The organism is Sorangium sp. So ce385 (genome assembly GCF_051474135.1).
GTDB lineage: Bacteria > Myxococcota_A > Polyangia > Polyangiales > Polyangiaceae > Sorangium > Sorangium cellulosum_D.
Window position 1 is genome coordinate 1,603,695 of sequence record NZ_CP150337.1, and the last position, 23,826, is coordinate 1,627,520.

The 23,826-nt window shown below is 72.6% G+C and carries 16 protein-coding genes; 5 read left to right on the forward strand and 11 right to left on the reverse strand.

What is annotated here, in order from left to right:
- Position 1: 1 nt before the first annotated feature.
- Both WME83_RS05975 and WME83_RS05980 read right to left on the reverse strand, forming a co-directional pair.
- A complete protein-coding gene (locus WME83_RS05975) occupies positions 2-1,768 on the reverse strand; it encodes a DUF1592 domain-containing protein (protein ID WP_437318287.1) in 1,767 nt (588 codons plus the stop codon).
- A 102-nt stretch (positions 1,769-1,870) separates the two neighbouring features.
- On the reverse strand, positions 1,871-2,947 hold the full coding sequence (locus WME83_RS05980) for a DUF4082 domain-containing protein (RefSeq protein WP_437318288.1): 1,077 nt from the start codon (positions 2,945-2,947) through the stop codon (positions 1,871-1,873).
- Positions 2,948-3,504: 557 nt separating this feature from the next.
- Here WME83_RS05980 and WME83_RS05985 point away from each other — a divergent pair.
- Positions 3,505-5,034 (forward strand): right-handed parallel beta-helix repeat-containing protein, encoded by a 1,530-nt coding sequence (locus tag WME83_RS05985; RefSeq protein ID WP_437318289.1) that lies wholly within the window; start codon positions 3,505-3,507, stop codon positions 5,032-5,034.
- A gap of 124 nt (positions 5,035-5,158) precedes the next feature.
- On the opposite strand, the gene WME83_RS05990 is transcribed toward WME83_RS05985, so the two are convergent.
- The 5 genes from WME83_RS05990 to WME83_RS06010 all read right to left on the reverse strand — a co-directional run bounded on the left by WME83_RS05990 (position 5,159) and on the right by WME83_RS06010 (position 13,520).
- Complete coding sequence (locus WME83_RS05990) at positions 5,159-6,436, reverse strand: AgmX/PglI C-terminal domain-containing protein (protein WP_437318290.1); 1,278 nt, start codon at positions 6,434-6,436, stop codon at positions 5,159-5,161.
- Positions 6,437-6,527: 91 nt separating this feature from the next.
- Positions 6,528-7,259, reverse strand: coding sequence for a response regulator transcription factor (locus tag WME83_RS05995; RefSeq protein WP_437318291.1), 732 nt, complete (start codon positions 7,257-7,259; stop codon positions 6,528-6,530).
- Entirely contained in the window at positions 7,256-9,148 is a 1,893-nt protein-coding gene (locus WME83_RS06000) for a sensor histidine kinase (RefSeq protein WP_437318292.1), read from the reverse strand. Before WME83_RS06000 ends, WME83_RS05995 begins: the two co-directional genes overlap by 4 nt.
- Before the next feature lie 99 nt (positions 9,149-9,247).
- Entirely contained in the window at positions 9,248-9,553 is a 306-nt protein-coding gene (locus WME83_RS06005; protein ID WP_437318293.1) for a hypothetical protein, read from the reverse strand.
- 160 nt (positions 9,554-9,713) lie between these two features.
- Positions 9,714-13,520, reverse strand: a complete 3,807-nt coding sequence (locus WME83_RS06010) for a M23 family metallopeptidase (protein ID WP_437318294.1) — start codon at positions 13,518-13,520, stop codon at positions 9,714-9,716.
- Positions 13,521-14,002: 482 nt separating this feature from the next.
- Between WME83_RS06010 and WME83_RS06015 the strand changes: the two genes are divergently transcribed.
- The gene (locus tag WME83_RS06015; RefSeq protein WP_437318295.1) at positions 14,003-14,845 is read left to right on the forward strand and encodes a PfkB family carbohydrate kinase; all 843 of its coding nucleotides are present in this window, start codon (positions 14,003-14,005) and stop codon (positions 14,843-14,845) included.
- Between the two features lie 52 nt (positions 14,846-14,897).
- On the opposite strand, the gene WME83_RS06020 is transcribed toward WME83_RS06015, so the two are convergent.
- Positions 14,898-17,078, reverse strand: coding sequence for an alkaline phosphatase D family protein (locus WME83_RS06020; protein WP_437318296.1), 2,181 nt, complete (start codon positions 17,076-17,078; stop codon positions 14,898-14,900).
- Between the two features lie 7 nt (positions 17,079-17,085).
- Positions 17,086-17,865: an FMN-dependent NADH-azoreductase gene (locus WME83_RS06025; RefSeq protein ID WP_437318297.1), complete on the reverse strand. Its 780-nt coding sequence runs from the start codon at positions 17,863-17,865 to the stop codon at positions 17,086-17,088.
- 196 nt (positions 17,866-18,061) lie between these two features.
- On the opposite strand from WME83_RS06025, the gene gcvA reads away from it, so the two are divergent.
- From gcvA to WME83_RS06040, 3 genes are all read left to right on the forward strand, one after another.
- A complete protein-coding gene (gcvA, locus tag WME83_RS06030; RefSeq protein WP_437318298.1) occupies positions 18,062-18,964 on the forward strand; it encodes a transcriptional regulator GcvA in 903 nt (300 codons plus the stop codon).
- A gap of 69 nt (positions 18,965-19,033) precedes the next feature.
- Positions 19,034-19,300 (forward strand): hypothetical protein, encoded by a 267-nt coding sequence (locus WME83_RS06035; protein ID WP_437318299.1) that lies wholly within the window; start codon positions 19,034-19,036, stop codon positions 19,298-19,300.
- Positions 19,297-19,719: a type II toxin-antitoxin system VapC family toxin gene (locus WME83_RS06040; protein WP_437318300.1), complete on the forward strand. Its 423-nt coding sequence runs from the start codon at positions 19,297-19,299 to the stop codon at positions 19,717-19,719. The genes WME83_RS06035 and WME83_RS06040 overlap by 4 nt, the downstream gene beginning before the upstream one ends.
- Before the next feature lie 32 nt (positions 19,720-19,751).
- Here WME83_RS06040 and WME83_RS06045 read toward each other — a convergent pair whose 3' ends face one another.
- Together WME83_RS06045 and WME83_RS06050 are read right to left on the reverse strand one after the other, a co-directional pair.
- The gene (locus WME83_RS06045; RefSeq protein WP_437318301.1) at positions 19,752-21,188 is read right to left on the reverse strand and encodes a M48 family metalloprotease; all 1,437 of its coding nucleotides are present in this window, start codon (positions 21,186-21,188) and stop codon (positions 19,752-19,754) included.
- The gene (locus WME83_RS06050; protein ID WP_437318302.1) at positions 21,176-23,341 is read right to left on the reverse strand and encodes a hypothetical protein; all 2,166 of its coding nucleotides are present in this window, start codon (positions 23,339-23,341) and stop codon (positions 21,176-21,178) included. The genes WME83_RS06045 and WME83_RS06050 overlap by 13 nt, the downstream gene beginning before the upstream one ends.
- Positions 23,342-23,826: the final 485 nt, after the last annotated feature.

Consider the following 23,826-nt stretch of genomic DNA (forward strand, 5'->3'; position numbering starts at 1 on the left):
CTCACCCCTCGGGCTTTCGCAGGTGCAAGAAGGCATTGCTGGTCGTGAGGTCGAGGATCAGGTCGCGCAGGCTGCCGCCGCTCTCGGGCGCGGGCGTGGCCGCCTCGACCGACGCGAGATCCTGGTCGACGGGGACGCGCCGGAGCGCCGTCCGGAAGAAGTGCTTCGTGAGGCAGGCGCGCGCCGCGCCGCTCGCCGCGAGCGCCGCCGACATCTCGACGCCGCCGTCGACCTCCACGCGCACCTCGTCCGGGCCGAGCGCCGGGAGGACGCCGCGCGCGTCGATGTCGAGCGCGTACGGGTCCTCCGCGTCCCCGCCCGTCTCCCGCGCCTGCCAGCGCCCGAGCGCGTCGTAATGCTCGAACGCGAAGCCGATCGGGTTGATGGCCTTGTGGCAGCTCGCGCAGGTCTCGCTCGACGTCTTGGCCTCGACGTCCTCTCGGATCGTCCTGTGCACCAGCGCGCCGCCCTCCTCGACGGCGCCGCCCTTGACCGGCACGTCGCTCGCGTTGGGCGGCGGGGGGCCGAGGGGGCGGCAGAGCACCTCCTCCAGGATGTACGCGCCGCGGCGGATCGGCGATTTGACCTCGACGCTGCCGAACACGCTCAGGAAGGCCGCCCGCGTGAAGATCCCGGCGCGCTGATCGGCCGGGAGCGACACCCAGGCGAACGAGCCGTCGTCCGCGGGGCCCTCCACCCCGTAGAGCGCGGCGAGCGGCCCGTTCACGTACGCGTCCGTGGTCGTGAGCAGCGTCTCGAAGCGGCCGTCCCCCTCGAAGAGCACGCGCTCGGCGAGGGCCTCGATCTCGGCGCGCATGGCGGCGCGCAGCGCGGGGGAGTCCTCGGGGTAGATCTCGGGGCTCTTCGGCGCGTTCTCGAGCGAAGCGTGCTTGTTGGTGCCGTCGAGCTGGAGCCACTCGGCGAAGAAGCGCTTCGCCGTGGCGCGGGCGCGGTCGTGCGAGAGCAGCCGCTCCGCCTGCGCGCGCACGCCCTCCGCCGTGTCGAGCGCGCCCGACTCGGCGGCGTCGAGCAGCGCGTCGTCCGGCGTCGTGTTCCAGAGGAAATACGACAGGCGCGACGCCCGCTCCCAACCGGTGAGCGGGCGGACGCCGGAGGCGAGGGCGTCGCTGCCGTCCCCGTCGCGGCCGAGCTCGACGAGATAATAGACGCTGGGCGACTGGATCATGGTCTTGAGCACGACGAGGAGGGCGTCCTCGAACGACTGCTCCTCCCGCGCCCGGGCGAACTGACCCTTGAGCATCGCGACCTCGGCCTCGTCGAGCGTGTGCCGGAAGGCGCGGCGCCCGAACGTCCGCACGAAGCCGTCCACGCACGCCTCGTCGTCGGCGCCGCGCGTGTCGCACGGGAACACCGGGGTCCCCCACGACGCGCGCCGCGCGACGATCGCCTCCGCCGCGGCGTTGAGCTTGTCCACGGCGAGGAGCGAGGCGACCTCGCCCGCGTCCGGGTCGAGGTCGAACTCGAGCCCCGGATCGCCGAACAGGTCGCGCATCGAGCTCGTGAACTGCTCCGGCGTCATCCGGCGCATGCCCGCGCTGGCGACGTCGACAAGCCCGCTGTCGCCCGTCGGCCCGTCGGGCCCGTCGCGCCCGTCGCCGTCGCCGCCGACGTCGCCGACGCAGCCCGAGAGCGCGCCCGACGCCACGAGGGCGGCCGCGCCGAGGAGCGCCGGCGCGCGCCGCCGGCGCGCGGCCGAGCGCCGGAGTTCTTCGAGGGGGATCACGCCGTCCGGCTTCGTTCGCTTCATGGCTTCGGTCCTCGCGTGGTCAGAGCAAGAGAAAGCAAGGGACGGGATCGCAGCGCGGCGCGGCCCCATCACGGCGCGGTGCCCATCACGGCGCGGTGCCCATCACGGCGCGGTGATCGAGATATCGTCGAAATACGCCGCGCCCCCCTGCCGAAGGACCTCGACCCCGGACGTGCCGGCGGCGTAGGTCGTGTCCGTGGTCGTCAGCTCCAGCACCCCGTCGACGTAGAACTCGAGGGTGGTCCCGACCGTCACCGCCTTGAACGTGTGCCACGTCCCCGGGGCCAGGGTGAGCGGCTTCGACACGGAGGACACGACCACATCGAGGTCGCGCACGGCGATCTCGAGCTCGCCCGTGCTCTTGTACATGAAGGTATACCGATCGAGCTCATAGATGTTGTACCTCGAGTTGAACCCCACGCTCCCCGGGCCCGACCAGCTCGGGATCTTGATCCTGGCCTCCACGACCGAGTCCTGCCAGTTGGTCGCCTCGGGGAAGAGCTTGGCGTTCGAGTCGGTGGTCGAGTACGACAGCACCTTGTTGGTCCCGTCCGTCGTGATGAGGAAGCCCGCGTAGGACTGGTCCCAGCCGTCGAGATCGCCGTCCTCGAAATCGTCGGAGAACGTGCTCGGCGGCTCCGGCTCGAACACGACGTCGCGGAAATAGTTGCTGTTCTTGTACACCATCCAGGGCCTCTGGCCGACCGAGGTGCCGTAGACGCCGCTGCCGACTTCGGTGACGAGATCGCCGTTCACGATCGGGGCGTTGAACCCTCCATTCGTAGCAGCGTACCAGTGATCTCCGCTGGTCGACACCGAGATCGTATAGGTCCTGTTGGCCGCGACCCGTACCGGTGCAGGCAGCGTGAACTCCTTCCATCCAGCGGTCCCACCGGGGATGTTCCACGTGTGGGAGGCGAGGGGCGCGTCCGCGCCGAGGCCCCAGATCCGCACCGCGTGGGCGCCGCTCTCGGCGGCGTTCGTGTAGATCCGTACCTTGGTGATGTTGCCGTCGCGGAGCGTGTGGAAACGGGTGCCCAGCTCGTAAAAACCGTCGTTGGCGAAGACGGCAGGCGTCTGGGTCGTGAAGATCGACCCAGGCGCGGAGGCGAGCGCGACGCCCCCAAGGGCGAGCGCGGTGAGCACGACGGGCGCGGAAAACAACGGACTCGGGCGCATGGTCCTCCTAACGGATTCTCTCAGGAATTGTCGAGCCGTGCTGTGCGGCGCGCCCGTCGACCCGCCGGAGGCAGGGTTCGAGCGAGCGCCGAGCCGGGGCTCGTCTCCGTCGTGGATAACTAACCAGCTCATCGGCGCGAGCCAACTCATCGGCCGCATGCGATTCATGCACGCCGTGCATGGCGCACGTCATCGCCTCGAAAACCATGAACAAGCGGCCGATGAAGCGAGCCGCGAAGAGGCCAGGGGCGCCGAGAGGGCTCAGGAATATTCTTCTCTCGGTGTCCTCTCGCTCTGACGACTCGACAGTTCGTCGCCAGCACACTGCCATTCTCGGTGGTCTGCGCGTGCCGTAACGAGTCCGCCGAAGCCGCATCGAGCACAGGCTGGATTACATCCTGCTACCTAAAGCGCAGGATCTGCGACCACAGCAGTGTCTGGTCGCATGACAACGGGCAATGTTGTGTCATCTTGCCTCGCCACGGCGAGAATGCCTCACCGTGTCTCTGAAAAATTACAGTGGAGCTTTTGTAGCCCATGACGAGGAGGACGCTTCTGTGAGAATTCGAGCTTGCGCGATCGGGTTGCTCCTCACGGCCGGGTGTACCGGCGAGCTCGGTGGAGCGACGGCGGACGGACCGGTGACCCTCCCTCCGCCGGTCAACATCCCGCCGGTCAGCATCGACTGCACGCACGTCGGGAGCGGCCGGGACTTCCAGGTCGGCCCCGGCAAGGCGTTCGAGGCGCTCGGCGACGTGCCGTTCGAGACGCTCGCGGCCGGCGACACGGTGCGCGTCTTCTGGCGCGCCGAGGGGTACCACGAGAAGATCATGCTCGGGGGCCAGGGGACGGCGGAGCAGCCGATCCGGCTCTGCGGGGTCCCGGGGCCGAACGGCGAGCTGCCGGTGATCGACGGCGAGGGCGCCACCACCCGGCCCGAGCTCGATTTCCCCTTCGACGGCCACCAGGTGCGGGGGCTCATCATCGTCGGGCACAAGCACGACGACCCGTACGACCTCGATCCCAGCCACATCGTCATCGAGGGGCTCGAGATCAAGAACGCTTCGCCCCCCCACCGCTTCACCGACAAGTCGGGGTCGACGGCGTCCTACGCGGACAACGCGGCCGGCATCTTCGTGGAGCGCGGCGACCACGTGACCATCCGCGCCTGCGAGGTGCACGAGAACGCCAACGGCCTCTTCGTCGGCACCGCCGGCGGCGACATCCTCACCGAGAACGTGCTCATCGAGTCGAACTACATCCACGACAACGGCAGCCTGAGCGACTTCAACGAGCACAACGTCTACAACGAGGCGTCGAACGTCATCTACCAGTTCAACCGCTTCGGCCCGACGCGCGGCGGGAACGGCAACAACATCAAGGAGCGCTCGGCCGGCGTCGTGATCCGGTACAACTGGATCGAGGACGGCGCCCACCTGATCGACCTCGTCGACGCGCAGGAGGCGACCGACTCGGTCGCGCTGCCGTCGTTCCACGAGACCTTCATCTACGGCAACGTGCTCCTGCGCAGCGGCTACGGCCCGTCGATGATCCACTACGGCGGCGACAGCGGGCAGACCGAGTACTACCGGAAGGGCACGCTCCACTTCTTCTCCAACACCGTCTTCGTCAAGAACGACACGTACCGGGATTACGAGCGCTCCGCGGTGTTCGAGGCCTCGACCAACGACGAGCGGATCCACGCGCGCAACAACGTGTTCGCCAGCACCCAGGAGCCGACGGACATCCGCGCGGTCACCTTCCTCGGGGATCGCGACGACGTGGCGGCCGGGGTCCTCGTCCTCGCCGGCAACTGGGTGAGGAAGGGGTGGACGGCGTTCGACCCCGTGCCGGGCCCGAAGGTGATCGGGAGGGTGGACGGCCTGGAGAGCTCGATCTTCGGCGTCGACCCGGCGTTCGCCTCGGCGGCGAGCCACGACTTCATCCCCGCCTCCGGCGCGCCGCTCATCGAGGCCGGCGCGGCGCTCGAAGGCCTCCCGCCGGTCGACTACCAGTACGAGCCGCACCAGCAGGCCAAGCGGCGCAGCGACGGCGTGAAGCTCACCATCGGCGCGTTCGCGCAATAGGCTGGAGGCCGGGCGGGCGGGCGCGCCGGCGTCGGTGAGCGGCGCGCCCCGCCCAGCCGCGCTCGCGAGGCGGGCGCCGCGGCGCATCGACGCTGGCGCGCCCGCCTCGGTCACCGACCCTCCCTCAGTGGCCCGGCGAGAACTCGATCGGATACACGACCGTGGTCTTCTTCCCGATCGCCGGGAACCGCAGCCCCCTCGTCGCGTCCACCATGCAACGGTCCGTCGTCGCGTCGCGCAGCGTCGCCGCCGCCGCGTCGACCTGGACGTCGGCCACCGTCCCGTCGCCGTGGATCGCGAACGAGAGCGGGACCTTCCCCGCCGCGTCCGGGCGCCGCTCGAGCAGCGCCTCGTAGCAGGTCCGGTACGCCGGGAAGCCGGTCCGCACCACGGCCTGGATCTCCGCCGGCGTGAGGCCGTCCGGCAGCGGCACCGCGATCGGCGCGGCGGGCACCTCCGCCATCGCGGCGAGCGCCTCCTCGACCGCGGCGAGCTGCGCCCTCCGCGGCGCGGCGATGAGGATCGCGGGCGGCGCCCCGGCGCGCTCGCGCACCGCGATGAGCCCCTCGCCCTTCTCGAGCCGCGCGACGATGTCCGCCGCGGGCAGCGGCAGGTCCGCGTCGTACCGCGCGGGGATGCGCTGGTTGCCGAGATCGAAGTAGAAGACCGCGAGGCTCGACCCGAGCAGCGGCCGGGCCGCCGGGATCTGGGTCCAGCCGTCGGTCCCGTGCGACATGCGGTTGATCGACACCCTGTCGCAGCGCGGGCAGGTCTCCTGCCGGAGCGCTCGGATCGCGGTCGGGATCGCGAAGGTCTTGAGGCGCTCGCTCACCTCCCGGCTCCCGCCGAACGTGAGCACGGTGACCGTGAGCTCCCGGGGGCCCGACTCCGGCACAGGGAAATACCGCGCGAGCGCGCGGGCGAACGGCGACGCTTGCTCCGCGTCGGACGGCTCGTCCGGCAGCGGCTTCTCCTCGCTCCCGGTGACCAGGAGGCGCAGGCGCCGCTCGGCGGCCCTGTGGAGCGGCCAGGGCTCGTCGACGGCGTGCTCGCCGAGCAGCGACTCCACGGCGGCGATCGCGGCCTCCCGGTCGCCCTCCGCCTCGAGCACCCGGCTCATCGCGAGCCTCGCCTGATCGCGCTGCTCCAGCGTCAGCGCCGGATCGGCGAGCACCTCGGAGAGCGCCTGCCGCGCGGCGGCGATCTCCCGGCCCGCGTCGAGCCGGCGCTCGGCCTGCTCGATCGCGAGCGAGGCGTCGGGCCGCCTGTCCGCGCCGGCGGCGAGGTCGACGCGCGCCTCGGCGCCCGGCGCGGCGGTCTCCGGGCCCTCCACGCACGAGGCGAGCGAGATCAGGCTGGCGGCGATGGCGACGGCGGCGGCGGAGCGATGGATGGTGTTCATGACGATCGATGTCCTCCTGCGCGCGGCCCGTTTGCGGCGGCGCGTGAGGGGGAGTCTGCACACTGGCCTTGTTGGCTCCGTCTTCGCCATGTCACCGTTCTGTCTCCGGCGCCGGAGCGCGGGTGAACCGGTAGCCGGCGCCGCGCACGGTCACGAGGTGCCGCGGCGATCTCGGGTCGGGCTCGAGCTTCGCGCGCAGCCGGTTGATGAAGTTGTCGACCGTGCGATCGGTGCCGAAGTAGTCCGCGCCCCAGACCGCGTCGAGGATGCGCTGGCGCGGCAGGAGCGCGCCCTCGCGCTCGACGAAGAAGCGGAGGAGCTTCATCTCGAGCGCCGTGAGCTCGACGGGCGCCCCGCGCCGCTCCACGCGGTGGGCGCGGAAGTCGATGACGACCTCCGCGAACTGCACGACGGCGCGCTCGGCCTCGCCGAGCCGCCGCCGCCGCAGCGCCGCGTCGACGCGGGCGAGGAGCTCGGAGACGCCGAACGGCTTGACGATGTAGTCGTCCGCGCCGAGCCGGAGCCCCCGCACCTTGTCCTGCTCCTCGCCCTTGGCGGTGACCATCAGGATGGGCAGGTCGGCGTCGTGCCGGCGGAGCTCCTCGCAGATCTCGAAGCCGTTCAGCCCGGGCAGCATCACGTCGAGCAGCACGAGGTCGGGCCGCGCGGCGAGCGCCATCGACAGCCCCTCGGCGCCGGTCTTCGCCACCTCGACGCGGAAGCCCGCGGAGCGCAGCGTCTTCTGGAGGCCGAGGCGCAGCGTCGGGTCGTCCTCGACGACGAGGACGGTCTCCAGCCTGCCATCGGGCGTCTTCTGGGTCATGGCGACTGCTCCTTCGGCCCTCGAGGGCCCGGGATCCACAGGGTGAACGCGGCGCCGCGGCCCGGCTCGCTGTCGACGCGGGCGCTGCCGCCGTGCGCGCGGGCGACGTGCCGGACCAGCGACAGCCCGATGCCGCTGCCGGAGACGGCGCGGCTCAGCCGGTCGTCGGCGCGCTCGAACGGCTCGAAGATGCGGCGCTGGTCGCGCCGGGCGATGCCCGGGCCGCGGTCCTCGACGGCGATCGCGACGCCGCCCCGCTCGCGGGCGACGCGCACGCGGTAGGGGGCGGCGAGCGGCGCGTACTTCAGGGCGTTGGCGAGGAGGTTGTCGACGGCGAGCTGGATCTGGCCCGCGTCGATGCTCGCCTCCGCGGCCGGGTCGAGATCGCGCACGACCTTCGGCATCTCCGGGTTCCGCTCCTCGAACGTGTCGATCGAGGCCGCGACCGCCCCGGCGACGCGGGCCGGGGCGCGCTCGGCAGCCGCGCGTCCGGCCATCATCCGGCTGAAGCCGAGCAGCCGCTCCACGGTCTCGCCGAGCCGCCGCGACTCGCGGCCGAGCGCCTCGAACACCTCGCGGTGCTCGTCGGGCGCGAGCCGCCCCTCCTCGAGCAGCTCCGAGAGCATGCGCACCGACGCGATCGGCGTCCGGAGCTCGTGGGAGACGGCGGCGACGAAGTCGGTGCGCAGCTCGCTGGAGCGCCGGGCGGCGCGCATGCGCGCGAACAGGAGCGCGGCCAGCCCGAGGGCGAGCGCCGTGGCGGCGGCGCCGACGGCGACGAGCAGCCGCTTGCCGCGCGCCGCGTGCCGCTCGACGGCCGCCGGGTCCGCGGGCGAGAGCCGCACGGCGAGCTCCGGCGCGATCGGCAGGAGGGCCGCGGGCGCGCCGCCGAGCTCGGGCGCGACGGGCGCCCGGCCGGCCCCCGCGGCCGCGGCCCCGGCGAGGACGTCGGCGCGGACGTCGGGCGGCAGCGGGCGCGCGTCGCCGTGGAGCCAGCCGGCGAGCGAGCTCCGGTGGATCACGAAGCCGGCGGAGCGCCCGTCCGGGAGCGCCCGCAGCGCGCCCGCGGCGGCGCCCGCGCGGAAGGAGACGAGCCCGCGCGCGTCGGGGCGCGCGCGCAGCGCGGCGTCGAGGCCTCCGCGCCGGAGCTCGGCGACGAGCGCGTCCCGCTCGGGGCGCGGGGCCGCGAGGGCCGCGCGCGCCCGCTCGCGCGGCTCGCCCGAGAGCGCGGCGTCCACCTCGATGGCGGCGGCCTTCCGCTCCGGCTCGGAGAGCCCCGCCGCGTGCGCCTCGAGCCACGCGGCGACGGCGCCCTGGTCGACGGCGCCATCGGCCGCGGCGTCGAGCGCGAGGACGGGCCAGAGCCACCGCCCCGCGGGCGAGCGGGCCTCGGCGCAGCGCGCGAGGAAGTCGCGCCGCGCGGCGATGCGGGCCTGGGCGTCGGGCTCGGCGGCGGCGCGGGCGAGCGCGGCGCACCCGTCGGGCGCGGGCGCGGCCGGCGGCGCGGCCTGGGGCGGCAGCAGCACGGAGCGATCCGGCGCGAGCAGCACCGGCGCGGCGAACGGCGGCGCGATCCCGGCGAGCGCCGCCGCGGCGGCCTCGGGGGGGCCGGTGAGGGGGTCGGTGGGGGGGTCGGTAAGGGGGTCGGTGAGGGGGCCGGCGAGGGGGAGGGCGGCGAGGGCGGCCTCGGCGCGGTCGGTCTCCTGGTCGATGGCGCGCGACAGGCGCGCGGAGGCGGTGGCCAGCCCGAGCGCCACCTCGCGGCGGGCGCCGTCAGCCTCGTTGGAGACGGCGCGCAGGCCGAGGACGCCGACGCAGATCGCGGGGACGCTCGCGGCGGCGGCGAAGAGCGCCCAGTCGCGCAGGCGGCTGGCCCGAGGGGAGAGCACGGGCGCAGGATCGCACGGGAAGGTCACCGGAATGTCACGGGCGGGGGAGGGGCGCGGCCGCCTCCTCGCCGCCGGCGGAGCGCGCGCCTGCCGCGCCGCTCAGGCCATCCAGATCGCGGCGAACATCGTGATGAGGAACCCGAGCGGCACGAGCGACAGCGCGGCGGCCGCCGCCCACAGCTTCCCGAGCTTCCCGGAGCCGAGGGGCAGTCCACGGGCGGCGCGGACGAGCCCCCAGCTCGGAATCAGCGACAGGTAGACGCCGAACGCCGCGAGCATGCCGATGGGGTTGTCGTCCCCCGGCGAGCGCATCACCCGGTTGAGGATGCCGGCCGAGAGCAGCAGGCCCGCCAGACCGAAGGCGCCGACGGAGAGCTGAAGGATGCGAGAGGTGCGGGGGCGCATGCGTTGATCCTCTGTTTCGGCGCGCGAGCTGTCCAGCGGCGCCGTTGTGCTTCGGGCCCGGTGAGCGGCTCGCTCGCCGGCGCCGCGCGGCCCTGAGGCGGCGGCGCCGGCGAGCTCGGCTCAGCGGGCGGTGTGGGGGAGCGGCGTCACGGCGCGGGCGTCACTGGCACGCCTGGGCGGCCGTGTTCCGGCGGAGCCCGCAGACCAAGGCGCCGCCGCCGCAGTCGAAGACGCTGCAGTACTCGTGCACTTCCTTGCGCCCGTTCGGGTAGGTCTTCACCTCGCAGTCCTCGATGCTGTACTGGGTGCACACCCCCTCGCAGCGGATCGGGCCGGTCGTCCCGTCGTTCGCGTCGGTGCAAGGCCGCTCGTCGAGCTGGGTGTGCGACGTGAAGCCCACGTCCGCCTGATCGTCGAAGTGCCCCGTGCAGAAGTGCGCGTCGGTGACGGTGCCCTCGAGATAGCTCCGGATGTCCTGCGAGAAGAACGGCACCGGATTCGGCGCCTTGTTGTCGGCGACGCGGCGGACCTCGAAGTGCAGGTGGTCGTTGTTCGGCCAGTCCGACGACTCGCCGATCTCCTGCCCCGGGACGACGAGATCACCCTCCGCGACGAGGCTCGACGCGGCGTGGCCGTAGATGACGTACACCGAGCCATAGCGGATCGTGAGATCGATCTGCGAGGGCGCGCCGCGGGCGATGGGGTACCGGTTCGTGCAGGCGTTCGGCCCGGCGCACATGACCTTGCCATAGCCGACCGAGTACAGGGGGCTGCGCGCAGGGACGGAGAAATCGAGCCCGCTGTGGTTGCCGGAGGTGTGCGTGTAATAGACGGTCTGGAGCACGACGGAGGTGCACGTGTGGCCGAAGTACTGGCCCATGGGGGGCGCATCGCCGTTCGGCATCGTGGTGGGGTGATTGCAGAACGTCGGCGTCTTCGTGTCGCTGAGCTCATCGCCCGGCCCCACCTCGCCGCAGCCGGTGGTCGGGTCCCCCCCGCCGCCGGCGCCCGAGACCGTCGCGTTCGTGATGGTCGCGCCCTCGTCGTGGAGGCTCGTGTCCAGCTCGAGCGGGTAGGTGGGCGCCGCGCTGCTCGTGTGGAACACGGTCCCGTTCTTCAGGTAGCGCACCTGGCCGCCCTGCACCTCGACGCGGAAGATGTCGCCGGCCTGGTAGGTCCCGAAGTAGCCCTGGACATAGCCGTGCTCCACGACCTCCAGGCCCCCGTCGCCGCGCAGGTAGATCGCGTGATCGATGTCCCCGTAGCCCTGATCCGTGTCGGCGTGGCCGAGGCCCGCCATCTTGTACCGGTTCGTCTCGTTCGTGGAGAACTCCGCGTAGCCGTCGCCCGACGCGATCTGCTGGACGGACGAGGCCCCGGCGTACCACCCCCAGCCCGCGACGCGCGTCAGCGAGCTCCCGCTCGTCGGGGCATAGCGGACGTTCTTCCAGAACCCAGGCGCGATGCAGCTCGTGTCCCCGGCCGCGCAGCTCACGACCTGGGCGCTGGCGACGGTCGCGCCCTCGTCATGCAGGCTCGTGTCGAGCCCGAGCGGGTAGGTCGGCGCCGTCAGGCTCGTGTGGAACACGAGGCCGTTCTTGCGGTAGCGCACCTGGCCATTGAACACCTCCACGCGGAAGACGTCGCCGGCCTGGTAGGTCCCGAAGTAGCCCTGTGCGTACCCCTGCTCGTAGATCTCCAGCCCTCCATCGGCGCGCAGGTAGATCGCATAATCGATGTCCCCGTAGCCCTGGTCGGCGTCGCCGTGGCTCAGGCCCGCCATCTTCTGGAGGTTCGCCTCGTTCGTGGAGAACTCCACATAGCCGTCGCCCGCGTCGATCTGCTCGGCCGACGAGGCCCCGGCGTGCCAGCCCCAGCCGGCGTTGCGCGTCAGCAGGCCCCCGTTGGCGGTGACGTAGCGGACGTCGCTCCACAGCCCCGGCGGCATGCAGGTCGTGTCCCCGGCCGCGCAGCTCACGAGCTGCGCGCTGGCGATGGTCGCGCCCTCGTCGTGCAGGCTCGTGTCGAGCCCGAGCGGGTAGGTGGGCGCCGCGTTGCTCGTGTGGAACACTAGCTCGTTCTTGCGGTAGCGCACCTGGCCATCGAACACCTCGACGCGGAAGACGTCCCCGGCCTGGTATGTCCCGAAGTAGCCCTGTCCAACGCCCTGCTCGAGGATCTCCACGCCTCCGTCGTCGCGCAGGTAGATCGCGTAATCGATGTCCCCGTAGCCCTGGTCGATGTCGCCGTGGCTGAGGCCGGCGATCTTCTGGAGGTCCGCCTCGTTCGTGGAGAACTCCACGTAGCCGTCGCCCGCCTCGATCTGCCCGACCGATGAGGCCCCGGCGTGCCAGCCCCAGCCGGCGTCGCGGGTCAGCAGGCTCCCGTTCGCCGTGGCGTAGCGGACGTTCTTCCATTCCTGCGGCGGCATGCAGCTCGCGTCGCCGGCCGCGCAGCTCATGACCTGGGCGCTGGTGACGGTCGCGCCTTCGTCGTGCAGGGTGGTGTCGAGCCCGAGCGGGTAGGTCGGCGCCGTGTTGCTCGTGTGGAACACCATCCCGTTCTGCCGGTAGCGCACCTGGCCGTTGAACACCTCGACGCGGAAGACGTCGCCGGCCTGGTACGTCCCGAAGTACCCCTGCCCAACGCCCTGCTCGTAGATCTCCAGGCCTCCATCGGCGCGCAGGTAGACCGCGTAATCGATGTCCCCGACGCCCTGATCGCCGTCGCCGTGGTTGAGCCCGGCCATCTTCTGGAGGTTCGCCTCGTTCGTGGAGAACTCCACGAAGCCGTCGCCCGCCTCGATCTGCTCGACCGACGAGGCCCCGGCGTGCCAGCCCCAGCCGGCGGAGCGCGTCAGCAAGCCTCCGTTGGCGGTGACGTAGCGGACGTTCCTCCACAGCCCCGGCGGCATGCAGCTCGTGTCGCCGGCCGCGCAGCTCGCGACCTGAGCGCTGGCGACGGTCGCGCCCTCGTCGTGCAGGCTGGTGTCCAGCACGAGCGGGTAGGTGGGCGGCGTGTGGCTCGTGTAGAACACGAGCCCGTTCTTGCGATAGCGCACCTGGCCCTCGAACGCCTCGACGCGGAAGACGTCGCCGGCCTGGTAGGTCCCGAAATAGCCCTTCCCAGCCCCCTGCTCGAAGATCTCCAGGCCTCCGTCGGCGCGCAGGTAGACGGCGTAATCGATGTCTCCGAAGCCTTGATCGGCGTCGCCGTTGCTGAGGCCCGCCATCTTCTGGAGGCTAGCCTCGTTCGTGGAGAACTCCACGAACCCGTCGCCCGCCTCGATCTGCTCGACGGACGAGGCTCCGGCGTGCCAGCCCCAGCCGGGGCTGCGCGTCAGCAAGGTCCCGTTGGCCGGGGCGTAGCGGACGTTCTTCCAGAACCCCGGCGGCATGCAGCTCGTGTCGCCGGCCGCGCAGCTCGTGACCTGGGCGCTGGTGACGGTCGCGCCCTCGTCGTGCAGGCTGGCGTCGAGCCCGAGCGGGTAGGTCGGCGCCGTGGCGCTCGTGTAGAACACCACCCCGTTTTTGCGGTAACGCACCTGGCCATTGAACACCTCGACGCGGAAGATGTCGCCGGCCTGGTAGGTCCCGAAGTAGCCCTTCCCGGACCCCTGCTCGAGGACCTCCACGCCCCCGTCGGCGCGCAGGAGCAGCCCGTAATCGATGTCCCAGAACGCCTGGTTGTCATCGCCGTGGCTCAACCCGGCGATCTTGGTCCGGTCCGCCTCGTTCGTGGAGAACTCCACGAACCCGTCGCCCGCCTCGATCTGCTGGACCGACGACGCGCCGGCGCTCCACCCCCAGCCCGGGCCGCGGGTGAGCGCGCCGTCGCCCACCTGCACCTCGAAGGCGTTGTTCCAGAACGCGGTGGCGCCCTCGGCCGCGCGCGCGTCTCCCGTGCTCGCGCAGAGGCCCAGCGCGGCGAGGACCGCGGGGAGCGCGCTCTTGCCGAGCCGCCTCATGACGCGCCCGTCCTCTCGCAGCCCGCGGCGAGCGCGGCGGCGAGGCGTGACGCTGGGGGAGGAATGGGTCTGTCGAATGCGTCCTGGGACATGGGGATGATCTCCTCTGCACATGAGTTCTCGGGCCACCCCCTTTCCTACGCCGCGTCCCTCCGGCTTCTGACAGCCCTCACCGCCCTTTCCCCCCGCGCCCCCGTCCCCCGTCTCCCGTCCCCCGTCCCCCGTCTCCCGTCCCCCGTCCCCCGTCTCCCGTCCCCCGTCCCCCGTCCCCCGTCCCCCGTCCCCGTCTTTCGTCCCCCTCTGCGTGCGCGTGCGCGTGCGCGTGCGCGATTCCTCGTGCTCGCGTGCGACGCACGCCCCAAATCCCGGCGCGACGCACGCCCCAAATCCCGGCGCGACGCACGCCCCAAATCCCGGCGCGACGCACGCCCCAAATCCCGGCGTCTCCCGCCTCCCCCCGCCGCCGTGCTATGTCGCCCCTCATGCCAGCGCCGCGCATCGCCGTCGTGGGCCACGTCGAGCACGTGACGCTCGGCCGCGCCGAGGGCGTCCCCGCGCCGGGCGACATCGTGCACCTGCTCGACGCGCGCTTCCTCCCCGGCGGGGGCGGCGGCCTCGCCTTCGCGCAGCTCTGCCGCAGCGACGCAGAGATCCACCTCTTCACGGCGCTCGGCCACGACGCCGCGGCGCGCGCCGTCGAGGCGCGCATCCGGGTCGCGCCGGGCCGCGTCCACGTCCACGCCGCCGTGCGCGCCGTGGATCACCCGCGCGTGGTCGTCGTCGTGGACGCCGAGGGCCGCCGCACCATCATCGTCACCGGCGCCCCGCTCCAGCCCGCCGCGACCGACCCGCTCCCCTGGTCGATCCTCGCCGGCTGCGACGCCGCGTACTTCACCGGCGCCGATCCCGAGAGCCTGCGCCTCGCGCGCGCCGCGCGCCGCCTCGTGGTGACGGCCCGCAGGGGCGCCGCGCTCCGGGCCGCGGCGGTCGCGCCCGACGTCGTCCTCGGCAGCGCCTCCGACCCGCGCGAGAACGCCCCGCTCGACGCCTACGACCCTCGCCCCGGCGCGCTGGTCCTCACCGACGGCCCGCGCCCGGTCCGCGTCCTCCGCCCCGGGAGCGCCGCGCTGGTCGACGCGCCGCCCGCGCCCGACCGCGTCCTCGGCGATTACGGCGCCGGCGACAGCTTCGCCGGCGCCCTCACCTTCCACCTCGCCCACGGCCTCCCGGTCGAGGAGGCCTGTCGCCGCGCCGGGCCGCACGGCGCCGCGGTGCTGCGCGGGATCGATCCGCTCGAGACGCAGATCCCCCTCGTCCCGCCGTGATCCCGCCGCGGCGCCAGCGCGCAGCGCGCCGGCGCATCCCGCGCGCGCCGGCTCAGATCCACGCCTGCGTGTCGGGGTCCCAGCGCTTCCAGGCGCCGCGGTCGTGCAGGTAGAGCTCGCTCTCCCCGCGCAGGGTGCGGAAGCGCTTGCTCTCGATCTCCAGCTCGTCGCGCTTCTCCGCGTAGTCGATCAGCGCTTCGGCGGCGCGGATGCGCCGCATCTCGGCCACGAGCTCTTCCCCGCTCGCCTCGATCACCACGTAGCCGTTGGCGTTGCTGTCGGCGTGCGCGAGGTGCGGGTTGACCTTCGTCTCGGTCGACGTGAGCAGATCGTCGATGCCGGCGGCGAGCAGCGCGGCCCCCGGGACCGAGCCCAGCACCGGATCGCCGGTCACCTGGCTCATCAGCAGCTCGCGGAAGGCGCCCGACGAGACCGCGCCGCCCACGAGCTCGACGATCTTCTTCGAGGGGTCGCCGGCGAGGCCCGCGGTCCCCGCGTAGAAGGCGTGGATGTCGCCGGTGATCGCCACGACGCCGCCCACCTCCACGAGCCGTTCCAGGAGCTCGTTCCGCTTGTTGGGAAACCCGTCCCAGGCGTCGACGTTCATGGTGAAGCGGCGCTTGAACTGATCGGGGATGCTGAAGGGGGAGAGATCGACGGCGAGCGGGAGCAGGCAGAACTCGTTGCCCCAGATCTTCCAGGTCGCCTTCGAGCCTTCCATGGTCTCGAGGAACCAGGCCTCCTGCTCGGCGCCCATCACGTCCTCGCTCGCGCCCTGCGTCTCCTCGTAGCGGAAGGCGGCGTAGAGCTCGAACGTGTCCTTGACCGTGAGGTAGCGCGCCCCGACCGCGCCGTGGGCGCTGAACTTGCCGAGATCCACGTACGCGATGCCCCGATCGAGGGACTCCGCCGCCGCGGCCGAGAGGAGCGGGATCTGCATGTCCTCCGGCAAACCCTCGTTCACGCCGGCGACGATCTGGTTGATGACGAGCACGCTGATATCGCCCGTCACGTCGGCGGCGTCGTAGCCGGCGGCCTCCGCGGCCTCCTTGAGGACCGAGGCGTACAGGCCGTCCTCGTACGTCTCGATATCCGTCACGTAGGGCATGGCGAACTCGGGGAGCTCCTCGAGCTGCTCGACGAGCGTCGCCTGGTCGAGCACCACCTTGCCGGGGAAGGCGCCCTCGGGCACGAGGTGATCCGGCCGGTAGCTGCGCAGATCCGTCATCACCAGGTGGACGTGCTTGCCGAACACGAAGTCGCGGTAGATACGGAAATCGTCCGGGAGCGAGGCGCCGGGGTCCTGCTCGACCTCGTCGCCGTAGTCGACGGGCTGGTACTCGAACCAGGCCTGGTTCGCGGCCCTGCGGCGGTCCACGTCGGTCTCGTCCTCCCGGTCGTCGAAGTAGGTGGCCGTCGCGCCGTAGCAGTCGTTCGAGAACTCGTGATCGTCCCACGTGGCGATCATCGCGAAGCGCTCGTGGACCCGCTGGAGGTTCGCGTCGGAGCGATACGTCTTGTAGAGCTCCCGGTAGTTGCTGAGCGACCTGGCCGCTTGATAGGCGTTCTCGCCCTCGCCGAGGTCGATGGCGCCGGCCGCGTCGGTGAAGACGACGCGGCGCCCGGAGGTGCTCTGGAAGCTCGGATCGCCGGTCGTCTCGTAGACGTAGTCGCCGAGGTGGACGAAGAAGTCGAGCTCCTCCTCGGCGAGCGCCAGGTAGGTATTGTAGAAGCGCCCGATGTAGTCCTGGCACGACACGTAGGCGAAGCGGACCTTGACGTCGTCTTTCTCGGCCGGCGCGGTCTTGGTGCGCCCCACGCGAGACACGTAGCCCGTGTCGCCCTTCACGTAGATGAAGCGGTAGTAATAGACCGTGCCCGCCGCGAGCCCGCGGACCTTCACCTTGACGCAGTGATCGTGCCGCGCGAGCGCCTTCAGCTTCGCCTGCCCGGCGTCGAGCGCCACCCGCTGCGTGAACTCGGCGTCGGTCGCGACCTCGACCTCGAGATCGACGTCCTCCTCGCCGTCCTGCACGCGGGTCCAGAGGACGACGCTGCCGGGGCGAGGGTCGCCGGAGGCGACCGACTGGGGGAAGTACGCCGACCCGTCGGCGAGCTCGCGCCCGGGCTCGGCGCCGAGCGGATTGACGATCTCGGGATCGCCGCAGGCCGGGACGACCAGCGCGCCGGCGGTGACGAGGGTGGCTCGAAGGAAATCTCTGCGCTTCAGCATCGCGCGTTCAGGGAATCCTGGAACTTTCTCCGCTGTCAACCTCCTTGTGGACCCCGCCCCGCGCGGGCGCATGAGCAAGATCTCGACGGGCGGGCGGCGATCCGGCCGCCGCTCGGCGCGCCGCCAGCAGGCGGTCGACGAGGGCGTCCACCTCGAGCTCTGCTCTCGCGATCGACGCCGTGAGCCGCTCGTCGGCGAACTCGTCGTATTCGATCGCCACGGACTCGACGTCGGTGATCCCGATGTAGCCGAACGCGGTCCGGACGCTCGGCTCGACGTGGTTCATGGCCTCGATCCGCCCGCCCTTGCCGTATCCGTGGTCGCCGCGCGACGTCAGGAGGACGAGCTTCTTGCCGTGCCCGTCGAGGAGCGGCCAGTACGGCTCGCCCGGCCGCGAGCGGTCGAAGCCGAACGTGCGCCCCACGCGGACGACGTTGTCGATATAGGCCTTGAACTGCGCGGGCACGTTGAAGTTGTACATCGGCACGCCGGCCACGACGATGTCGGCGGCGAGGAGCTCGTCGACGAGCGCGTCGCTCTCCGCGAGCGCGTGCCACATCCACGGCTCGCGCCGGTCGGGCTTCGTGAACGCGGCCTGGATCCAGCGGCCCGTCACGGGCGAGGGCGGGCTCTGCCCGACGTCCCGGTAAAGGATCTCGTCGCCTGGACGCGCCGCGCGCCAGCGCGCGATGAAGCGGGCGGTGAGGCGCCGGGTGTGAGAGCCGTGGCGGATCGCGTCCGAGCCGCCCGGACGAGCGCTCGAGTCGATGTGCAGTATCGTGGACATGGCCTGTCTCCTGAGCGGGGTGGGTGCGCCGCCCGCCGCCGAGCGGGGTCGATCCGGGATGAGCGACCTTCACCTATCAAAGCGCCGCGGCGGCGCCGGTTTGCGCGTTCACGCGATGAATATGGGCCGCCGCGCGCGGATGACCAACGAGTAATTCTCAGCTGAGAGATGAGCCAAAATCAGCTATCTCCCCCGCATGCGAACGCTCCCGCCGCTCACGGCGCTCCGCGCCTTCGAGGCCGCCGCGCGCCACCTCAGCTTCAAGCGGGCCGCCCGGGAGCTCGGGGTGACGCCGACCGCGATCAGCCACCAGGTCCGGCTGCTCGAGGAGACGATCGGCGTCCGGCTGTTCGAGCGCCACGCGCGGCAGGTCGTGGCCACGCGCGAGGCGCAGCGCCTCTATCCGGTGCTCCGCGACGGGTTCGACGCGTTCGCGAGGGCGATCGACGAGCTGACCGCCCGCCGCGCGCGCCGCGGGATCACCCTGTCGGCCACGACCGCGTTCACGGCCAAGTGGCTCGTGCCCCGCGTCGCGGCCTTCCGCGAGGCGTGCCCCGGGTTCGACCTGCGGCTCCACGCGTCGGACGAGCCGGTCGACCTCGCCGCGGGCGAGGCCGACGCGGCGATCCGGTACGGGCGCGGCCCTTACCCCGGGCTCGCCGCCGAGGCGCTGATCGCCGATCGCTTCGCGCCGGTCTGCAGCCCCGGGCTCGCCGTCCGCCGCCCGGAGGACCTGCGCCGCGCGCCGCTGCTCCACTTCGAGTGGCGGCGCGTCGAGCGCGACACGCCGACGTGGCGCCTGTGGCTCGAGCGCGCCGGCCTCTCCGGCGTCCGCGACGACGGCGGCACCACGTTCTCCGACGAGGCCCACGCGATCCAGGCGGCGATCGCGGGGCAGGGCGTCGCGCTCCTCAGCCTCGTCCTCGTCGCCGACGACCTGAAGAGCGGCGCCCTCGTGCAGCCGTTCGGCCCGGCGCTCGACGGCTATCGCTACCATTTCGTGCACCTCCCGGGCGCGGCGGCGCGCGAGGAGATCGCGGCGCTCCGGGGCTGGCTCGCCGCGGCCACGGCCGGGGAGCGGCCGCGGCCGAAGCGGTGAGCCGCGTGCGCCGTGCCCTGAGAACGCCGTGGTATGCTCGCGACTCCCGTTTCGCTGGAGGGGCTCGCCATGCATGCAACCAAGCTCAACGTGAACGTGGCGGAGGACCACCGGGTGGCCGTGGAGCTCCCAGCGGACTTCCCTCCAGGGCCAGCGGAGGTGATCGTCCTCGCCGTGCCATCCAACGAGCGCAAGCTCGTGCGTGTGCTCGGTTCGCTCGGAAGCGCGGTCCAGCCATCGGTCGAAGGGGACCCGGTCGCCGACGCGCTCGCAGAGCTTCGCAGCGAGCGGGCGCAGGGCCTCGATGCGGGTGAGGGGCCCGAGGACGAGGCGTGACGACCGAGTGTGTCGAGTACGTGACGGACACCCATGCGCTCGTGTGGAGCATGTACGCGCCTTCCCGCCTCGGGACCGCTGCGCTTGCGGCGTTCGCGGCGGCCGACGCCGGCGCCGCGCGCATCCACGTGCCGGCCGTGGTTGTCGCCGAGACGATCATGGTGGTCGAGCGCGGACGCCTGCCCGGGATCGCGATGGCGCACCTGCTACCGCGGCTAGAGGCGATGCGCACCAGCGACAATTACCGGCTGCTGTCGTTGCTCCCGGAGGTCGTGCTCGCCAGCCACACGTTGACCGCGATCCCGGACATCTTCGATCGGCTCATCGTGGCCGAGGCGATCCATCGAAGGACGCCGCTCCTCTCGAAGGATGCGGTGATCCGGCGGACAGCGCTCGTCGCCACCGTCTGGGACGCGTAGCGCGGCCCACGAGGTGCCCGGAGGCTTGATGGCTACGGCACCCCCGCCTCGGCGCAGCGCGCGCGCCACGCGTCGGCGTCGAGCTTGCCGTCGAGCAGGCGCCGCACCACGAGGAACGGCTCCAGCGCGTGCTCGCCGCGGCGGGCGCGGACGGGCGCGCCGGGCAGGCCGTCGAGCTCGAACCCGAGCTCCGCCAGCGCGGCGGCGAGCCAGACGCTGAACAGGCCCGTCATCCGCCGGCGCTCGGCCGCCGGCGAGAGCAGCGCCAGGCCCACCCGCGTGCGCTCCGCCCAGGCGTCGATCTGCGCCAGCGCCTCGGGCAGCTGGCTCGGGCAGAGCTCTCGGAAATGCGCGCGGTGCGCCTCGAGCTGCTTTCGCCAGCGCGGCAGCCACACCTCGCGCGTGACGTCCGCCCACGCGATGCGCGGCAGGGGCCGCGACGGGTCGATCAGCAGCGACCGCAGGACGGCCTCCTCGGCCGCGCCGACGTCGTCCAGGAGGTCGAGGCAGTGCGCGCCCGGCTCCGGCCCGCCGGCCTCGGCGCCGAGCGCGGCGAGCCGCTCCGACAGCGACGGGTGCGTGTCGTAGACCGACGACGTCTCGCCCGCCCGCTCGGCCCGCCGCTCGGCGAGGGCGCCCTGCTCCGCGGCCACGGCGCCCTCGAACAGCCGGAAGCCCTCGAGCAGCGGAGGGAAGCGCCCGGCGGCGACCACGGGCAGCACCTCCATCTCGAGGTAGGCGGTCCAGAGCGGCCCCTTCTCGTGCGTGATCCGGAGCGCGCGCGCGGTGGGCCCGCGCCCGGCGATCCGCGCGGCCACCGCGTCGGCCTCGAGCTCCTGCGCGCGCGAGATCCCCGAGCTCGAGCGGACGAACAGCTCGGCGTACGCGACGAACGGCAGGTGCAGCCAGAAGCTCGAGCCGTCGAGGTGGTCGAGGGCGCCGCCGATGGTGCGCCGCGTCCTGTGCACCCAGGGGCCGAGCGCGAGGTCGCCCGAGACGTGGTGCCCGAACTCGTGCGCGATCACCGACTCGAGCTCGCTCCGGCTCAGCCAGGCGAGCAGCGGGAGCCCGGCGCCCACCACCGTGCGGCTCCGGAGCCACGCCTCGCGCCGCACCGCGGTGAAGGCGTTGGCGTCGTGGAAGAGGTAGATGTCGGCCGGGGTGGCGTGGCCGGTGCGCGCGGCGACGTCGCGGATCAGCGACTGGAGGCGCGGGTGCCGGCCCTCGCCGAGCGGGACGCCCGGGTCCTGGGCGCGCGGCCGCCGCGGGACCAGGCCCCAGGCGACCCAGAGCGCGCCGGCGCCGCAGAGGAAGCCGGACGGCTCGATGCCGCCGCCGTACTCGGATTGCGCGTACGGCACCCACAAGAGCCCGAGCGCGATCCCGGCGGCGAGCAGGTAAAAGCCCACCGCCATGCCGAGCAGCCACGCGGCGCGGTGCGCCAGGCCGCGCGGCCTCACGGCGGCCACGACTCCATCGCGACGCTGACGGCGCCGTGCAGGGCGTCCTCGCGCCGCGCCAGCGCGAGGAGCGACTGCCGCTCCTCGGCGGCGAGGGCGCGGTGCCGGGCCCGGCCGAAGTGCAGGGCGGCGCGCACCGCGTCCGGCAGATCGTCGATCTCGGAGAAGCGGGTCCCGTCGCGCACGTACTCGATGAGCCCGCGCGTGAACGCGCGCCCGAGCAGCGAGGCCTGCTCCAGCTTCGCGAGCGCGGCCCCCGCGCCCTCCGCGTGGACGGCCTCGGCCATGAGCAGCACCCAGACGGGAAGGGACAGGTGGTGGAAGACGGCCTTCTCGGCGCCGGTCAGGCGCGCGACGGCCGCGCGCGGATCGGCGCGCAACAGCACCGCGAGCTCGAGGGCGCTGCGCAGCGCCGGGTCGCTCACCCGGGCGAGCTCGGGCGCGCTCACCTCGAGCCCCGCGTCGACGCGCGCCCGGAGGCGCAGCAGCGCCGTCTCCTCGTCGCCTTTCCCGCGGAGCGGATCGAGCGCGCGCTCGATCGAGGCCTTCGGCTCGAGCCGGGCGAGGAGCAGGGCCTGCTCGGCGAGCTCGCGGCGCTCGAGCGGGCTCTCCTGGCTCGCGGCGAGGGCGGCGGCGACGAGGCTCCGCGCCCGCTCCACCTGCCCGAGCCCGACGGCGGCGGTCACCTCGAGCGCGACGCTGTCTTCGGCGAGGGCGCGATCGACGCCGCGCAGCTTCTCCAGGGTGTCGAGGGCGAGCTGATGTTTCCCGTCGTGGCTCGCCTGGTACGCCAGCGTGCGCAGCAGGTAGGGGTGATCCGGGAAGCGCTCCAGCATGCCGGCGAGGGCCTCGTTCACGGCCGGCCCGGAGAGCAGCCGCACGTAGAGGTACGCCGCGTCCGCCGAGCCCGGGTCGCCCTCGTGACGGCCCTTGTACTCGTCGATGAGCTCGTGGCGGCGCCCGACCATGGTCATCACCTTCTGGTACTGGCGGTGAAGCTCGACGGAATCCGGGTGGGCGCGCCGCGCCCTGTCCGCGACGGCGGCGGCGCCCTGCTCGTCCTCGGCGTTCATCAGGAGCCCGACCGCCCGCTCCGAGGCCGGGACGTCGTAGTCCGTGTGCTCCGCGTAGCGCGCCGCGAGCTCGGCGCCGAGCGCCGCCTTCCCTGCGCCGACGAGCGCGAAGGCGCACCCGCCCGGCTCCACGGGCGCCATCGTCACGAGCGTGCGTGAGATGAACGACTCCCCCTTGGGCATGCTGAGCTGCTCGGGCGGCGGCTCGAAGACGAAGTCGACGTCGTCCACGATCACGGCCGATTGCCCGCAAAAGAGGGTAGGGGCCGCGTCGTCGCGCGAGCTCGCGCTGCGGTCGGCCGTATACCGCACCTCTAGCTGGTAGATGGGCGCGAGCCCGAGCACGTTCCACGCGACGACGTCGGTGCCGCGCGGGACGTCGAGCTCGCCCTCCTCGATCGTCCGCCCTCGGGCGGTGACCTTGACGGGCCTCCGCCCGACGCGGCCCTCGAGCCGCTCCAGGCCTTGCGCCGGCACCTGGATGGAGGCGTCGCCGACGCTCACCTCGACGGGGTAGGGGAGCGCGTTCGCGATTCGAACGGTGGTATAGCGGGCGGCGGCGAGCGCGTTCCAGGCGCCGAGCGCGACGACCGTGGTGATCCCGAGCGCCACCGCGCGTTGCCAGGCGTAGAGCGCCGGGCCGAGCGGCGCGCGCGCGATGAACCGCCACGAGCGCGCCTCCGCGCCGTTGGCGACCAGGTAGCTCCCGAACGGATAGAGCGGGACGAAGAGGAAGACGAAGAACAGCGTCTTGATGTACGTGCCGTCCTCCGGGTCGCGGTCGGACTCGCCGTACACCGTGGCTCCGACGCCGTTCATCGTCATGAGCCAGGGGCTCCTCCGCATGGGCTCGAGGAAGAGCCGCCGGCGCGCGAGGAGGGCGTCGAGCAGCGCGCGCAGCTGGGCGCCCGCGGCGCCGGGCCGCGGCAGGAGGCGCTCGCGCCACCGCATCCAGAAGAGCCGCCGGTAGACGGCGTGCGGGCGACCCTGCTCGATCGCCCGGCGCACGCCGGGGTTCATCTTCGCCAGATCCGCGAGCTCTGGCACCCGCTCGAGGAGCCCGGCGGGGTCCCGATCCACGCCACCCATGAACGACAACGTTACTGGGCGCTCCGCTCCACTGGGAAGAGGCGCGCAGGAGCGCGTCGCCGCGGGAGGCGCCGCGCCGAGCAGCGCTCTCTTCGGAACGGATCGGGCGCGCCTCGGCGCGCGGCGCGCGGCGCGCGGCGTCGGAGCAGGCTCCCGCCCGGCGGCGTCCGTCACCGTCGCTCTCCAGTGAAAAATTCGGTCATGAGCCGGAACCGGTAGCCGGAGCCGGAGCCGGTAACCGAGATCGCGGTGTCTCCCCGGAGCGGGCGCGGTCGGTGACGACGCTCGACGGCCGGCGGCCGGCAGATACCCGAGGGCGTGAGCGCGCCCGTCACTCCGAATCGCGAGCCGACCTCAGGCCCCATGTTGGCGCGCTGCGTCTCGGCGGCCGCGCGTGAAATTTCCGCAATCGGCGATACCCACAGGTGGCGTCGATGTCGATCGACGTGGGTGCGCGTGTCGCGGCGTGCTCGTGCCTCTCTTTT

What these genes read in the sequence shown, in the direction of transcription:
- WME83_RS05990 (WP_437318290.1), bottom strand. Translation starts at nt 6,436, where the DNA reads ATGAACACCATCCATCGCTCCGCCGCCGCCGTCGCCATCGCCGCCAGC.
- WME83_RS06005 (WP_437318293.1), bottom strand. Translation starts at nt 9,553, where the DNA reads ATGCGCCCCCGCACCTCTCGCATCCTTCAGCTCTCCGTCGGCGCCTTC.
- WME83_RS06020 (WP_437318296.1), bottom strand. Translation starts at nt 17,078, where the DNA reads ATGCTGAAGCGCAGAGATTTCCTTCGAGCCACCCTCGTCACCGCCGGC.
- gcvA (WP_437318298.1), top strand. Translation starts at nt 18,062, where the DNA reads ATGCGAACGCTCCCGCCGCTCACGGCGCTCCGCGCCTTCGAGGCCGCC.
- WME83_RS06050 (WP_437318302.1), bottom strand. Translation starts at nt 23,341, where the DNA reads ATGGGTGGCGTGGATCGGGACCCCGCCGGGCTCCTCGAGCGGGTGCCA.
- WME83_RS06035 (WP_437318299.1), top strand. Translation starts at nt 19,034, where the DNA reads ATGCATGCAACCAAGCTCAACGTGAACGTGGCGGAGGACCACCGGGTG.
- WME83_RS05995 (WP_437318291.1), bottom strand. Translation starts at nt 7,259, where the DNA reads ATGACCCAGAAGACGCCCGATGGCAGGCTGGAGACCGTCCTCGTCGTC.
- WME83_RS05975 (WP_437318287.1), bottom strand. Translation starts at nt 1,768, where the DNA reads ATGAAGCGAACGAAGCCGGACGGCGTGATCCCCCTCGAAGAACTCCGG.
- WME83_RS06015 (WP_437318295.1), top strand. Translation starts at nt 14,003, where the DNA reads ATGCCAGCGCCGCGCATCGCCGTCGTGGGCCACGTCGAGCACGTGACG.
- WME83_RS06025 (WP_437318297.1), bottom strand. Translation starts at nt 17,865, where the DNA reads ATGTCCACGATACTGCACATCGACTCGAGCGCTCGTCCGGGCGGCTCG.
- WME83_RS05980 (WP_437318288.1), bottom strand. Translation starts at nt 2,947, where the DNA reads ATGCGCCCGAGTCCGTTGTTTTCCGCGCCCGTCGTGCTCACCGCGCTC.
- WME83_RS06010 (WP_437318294.1), bottom strand. Translation starts at nt 13,520, where the DNA reads ATGAGGCGGCTCGGCAAGAGCGCGCTCCCCGCGGTCCTCGCCGCGCTG.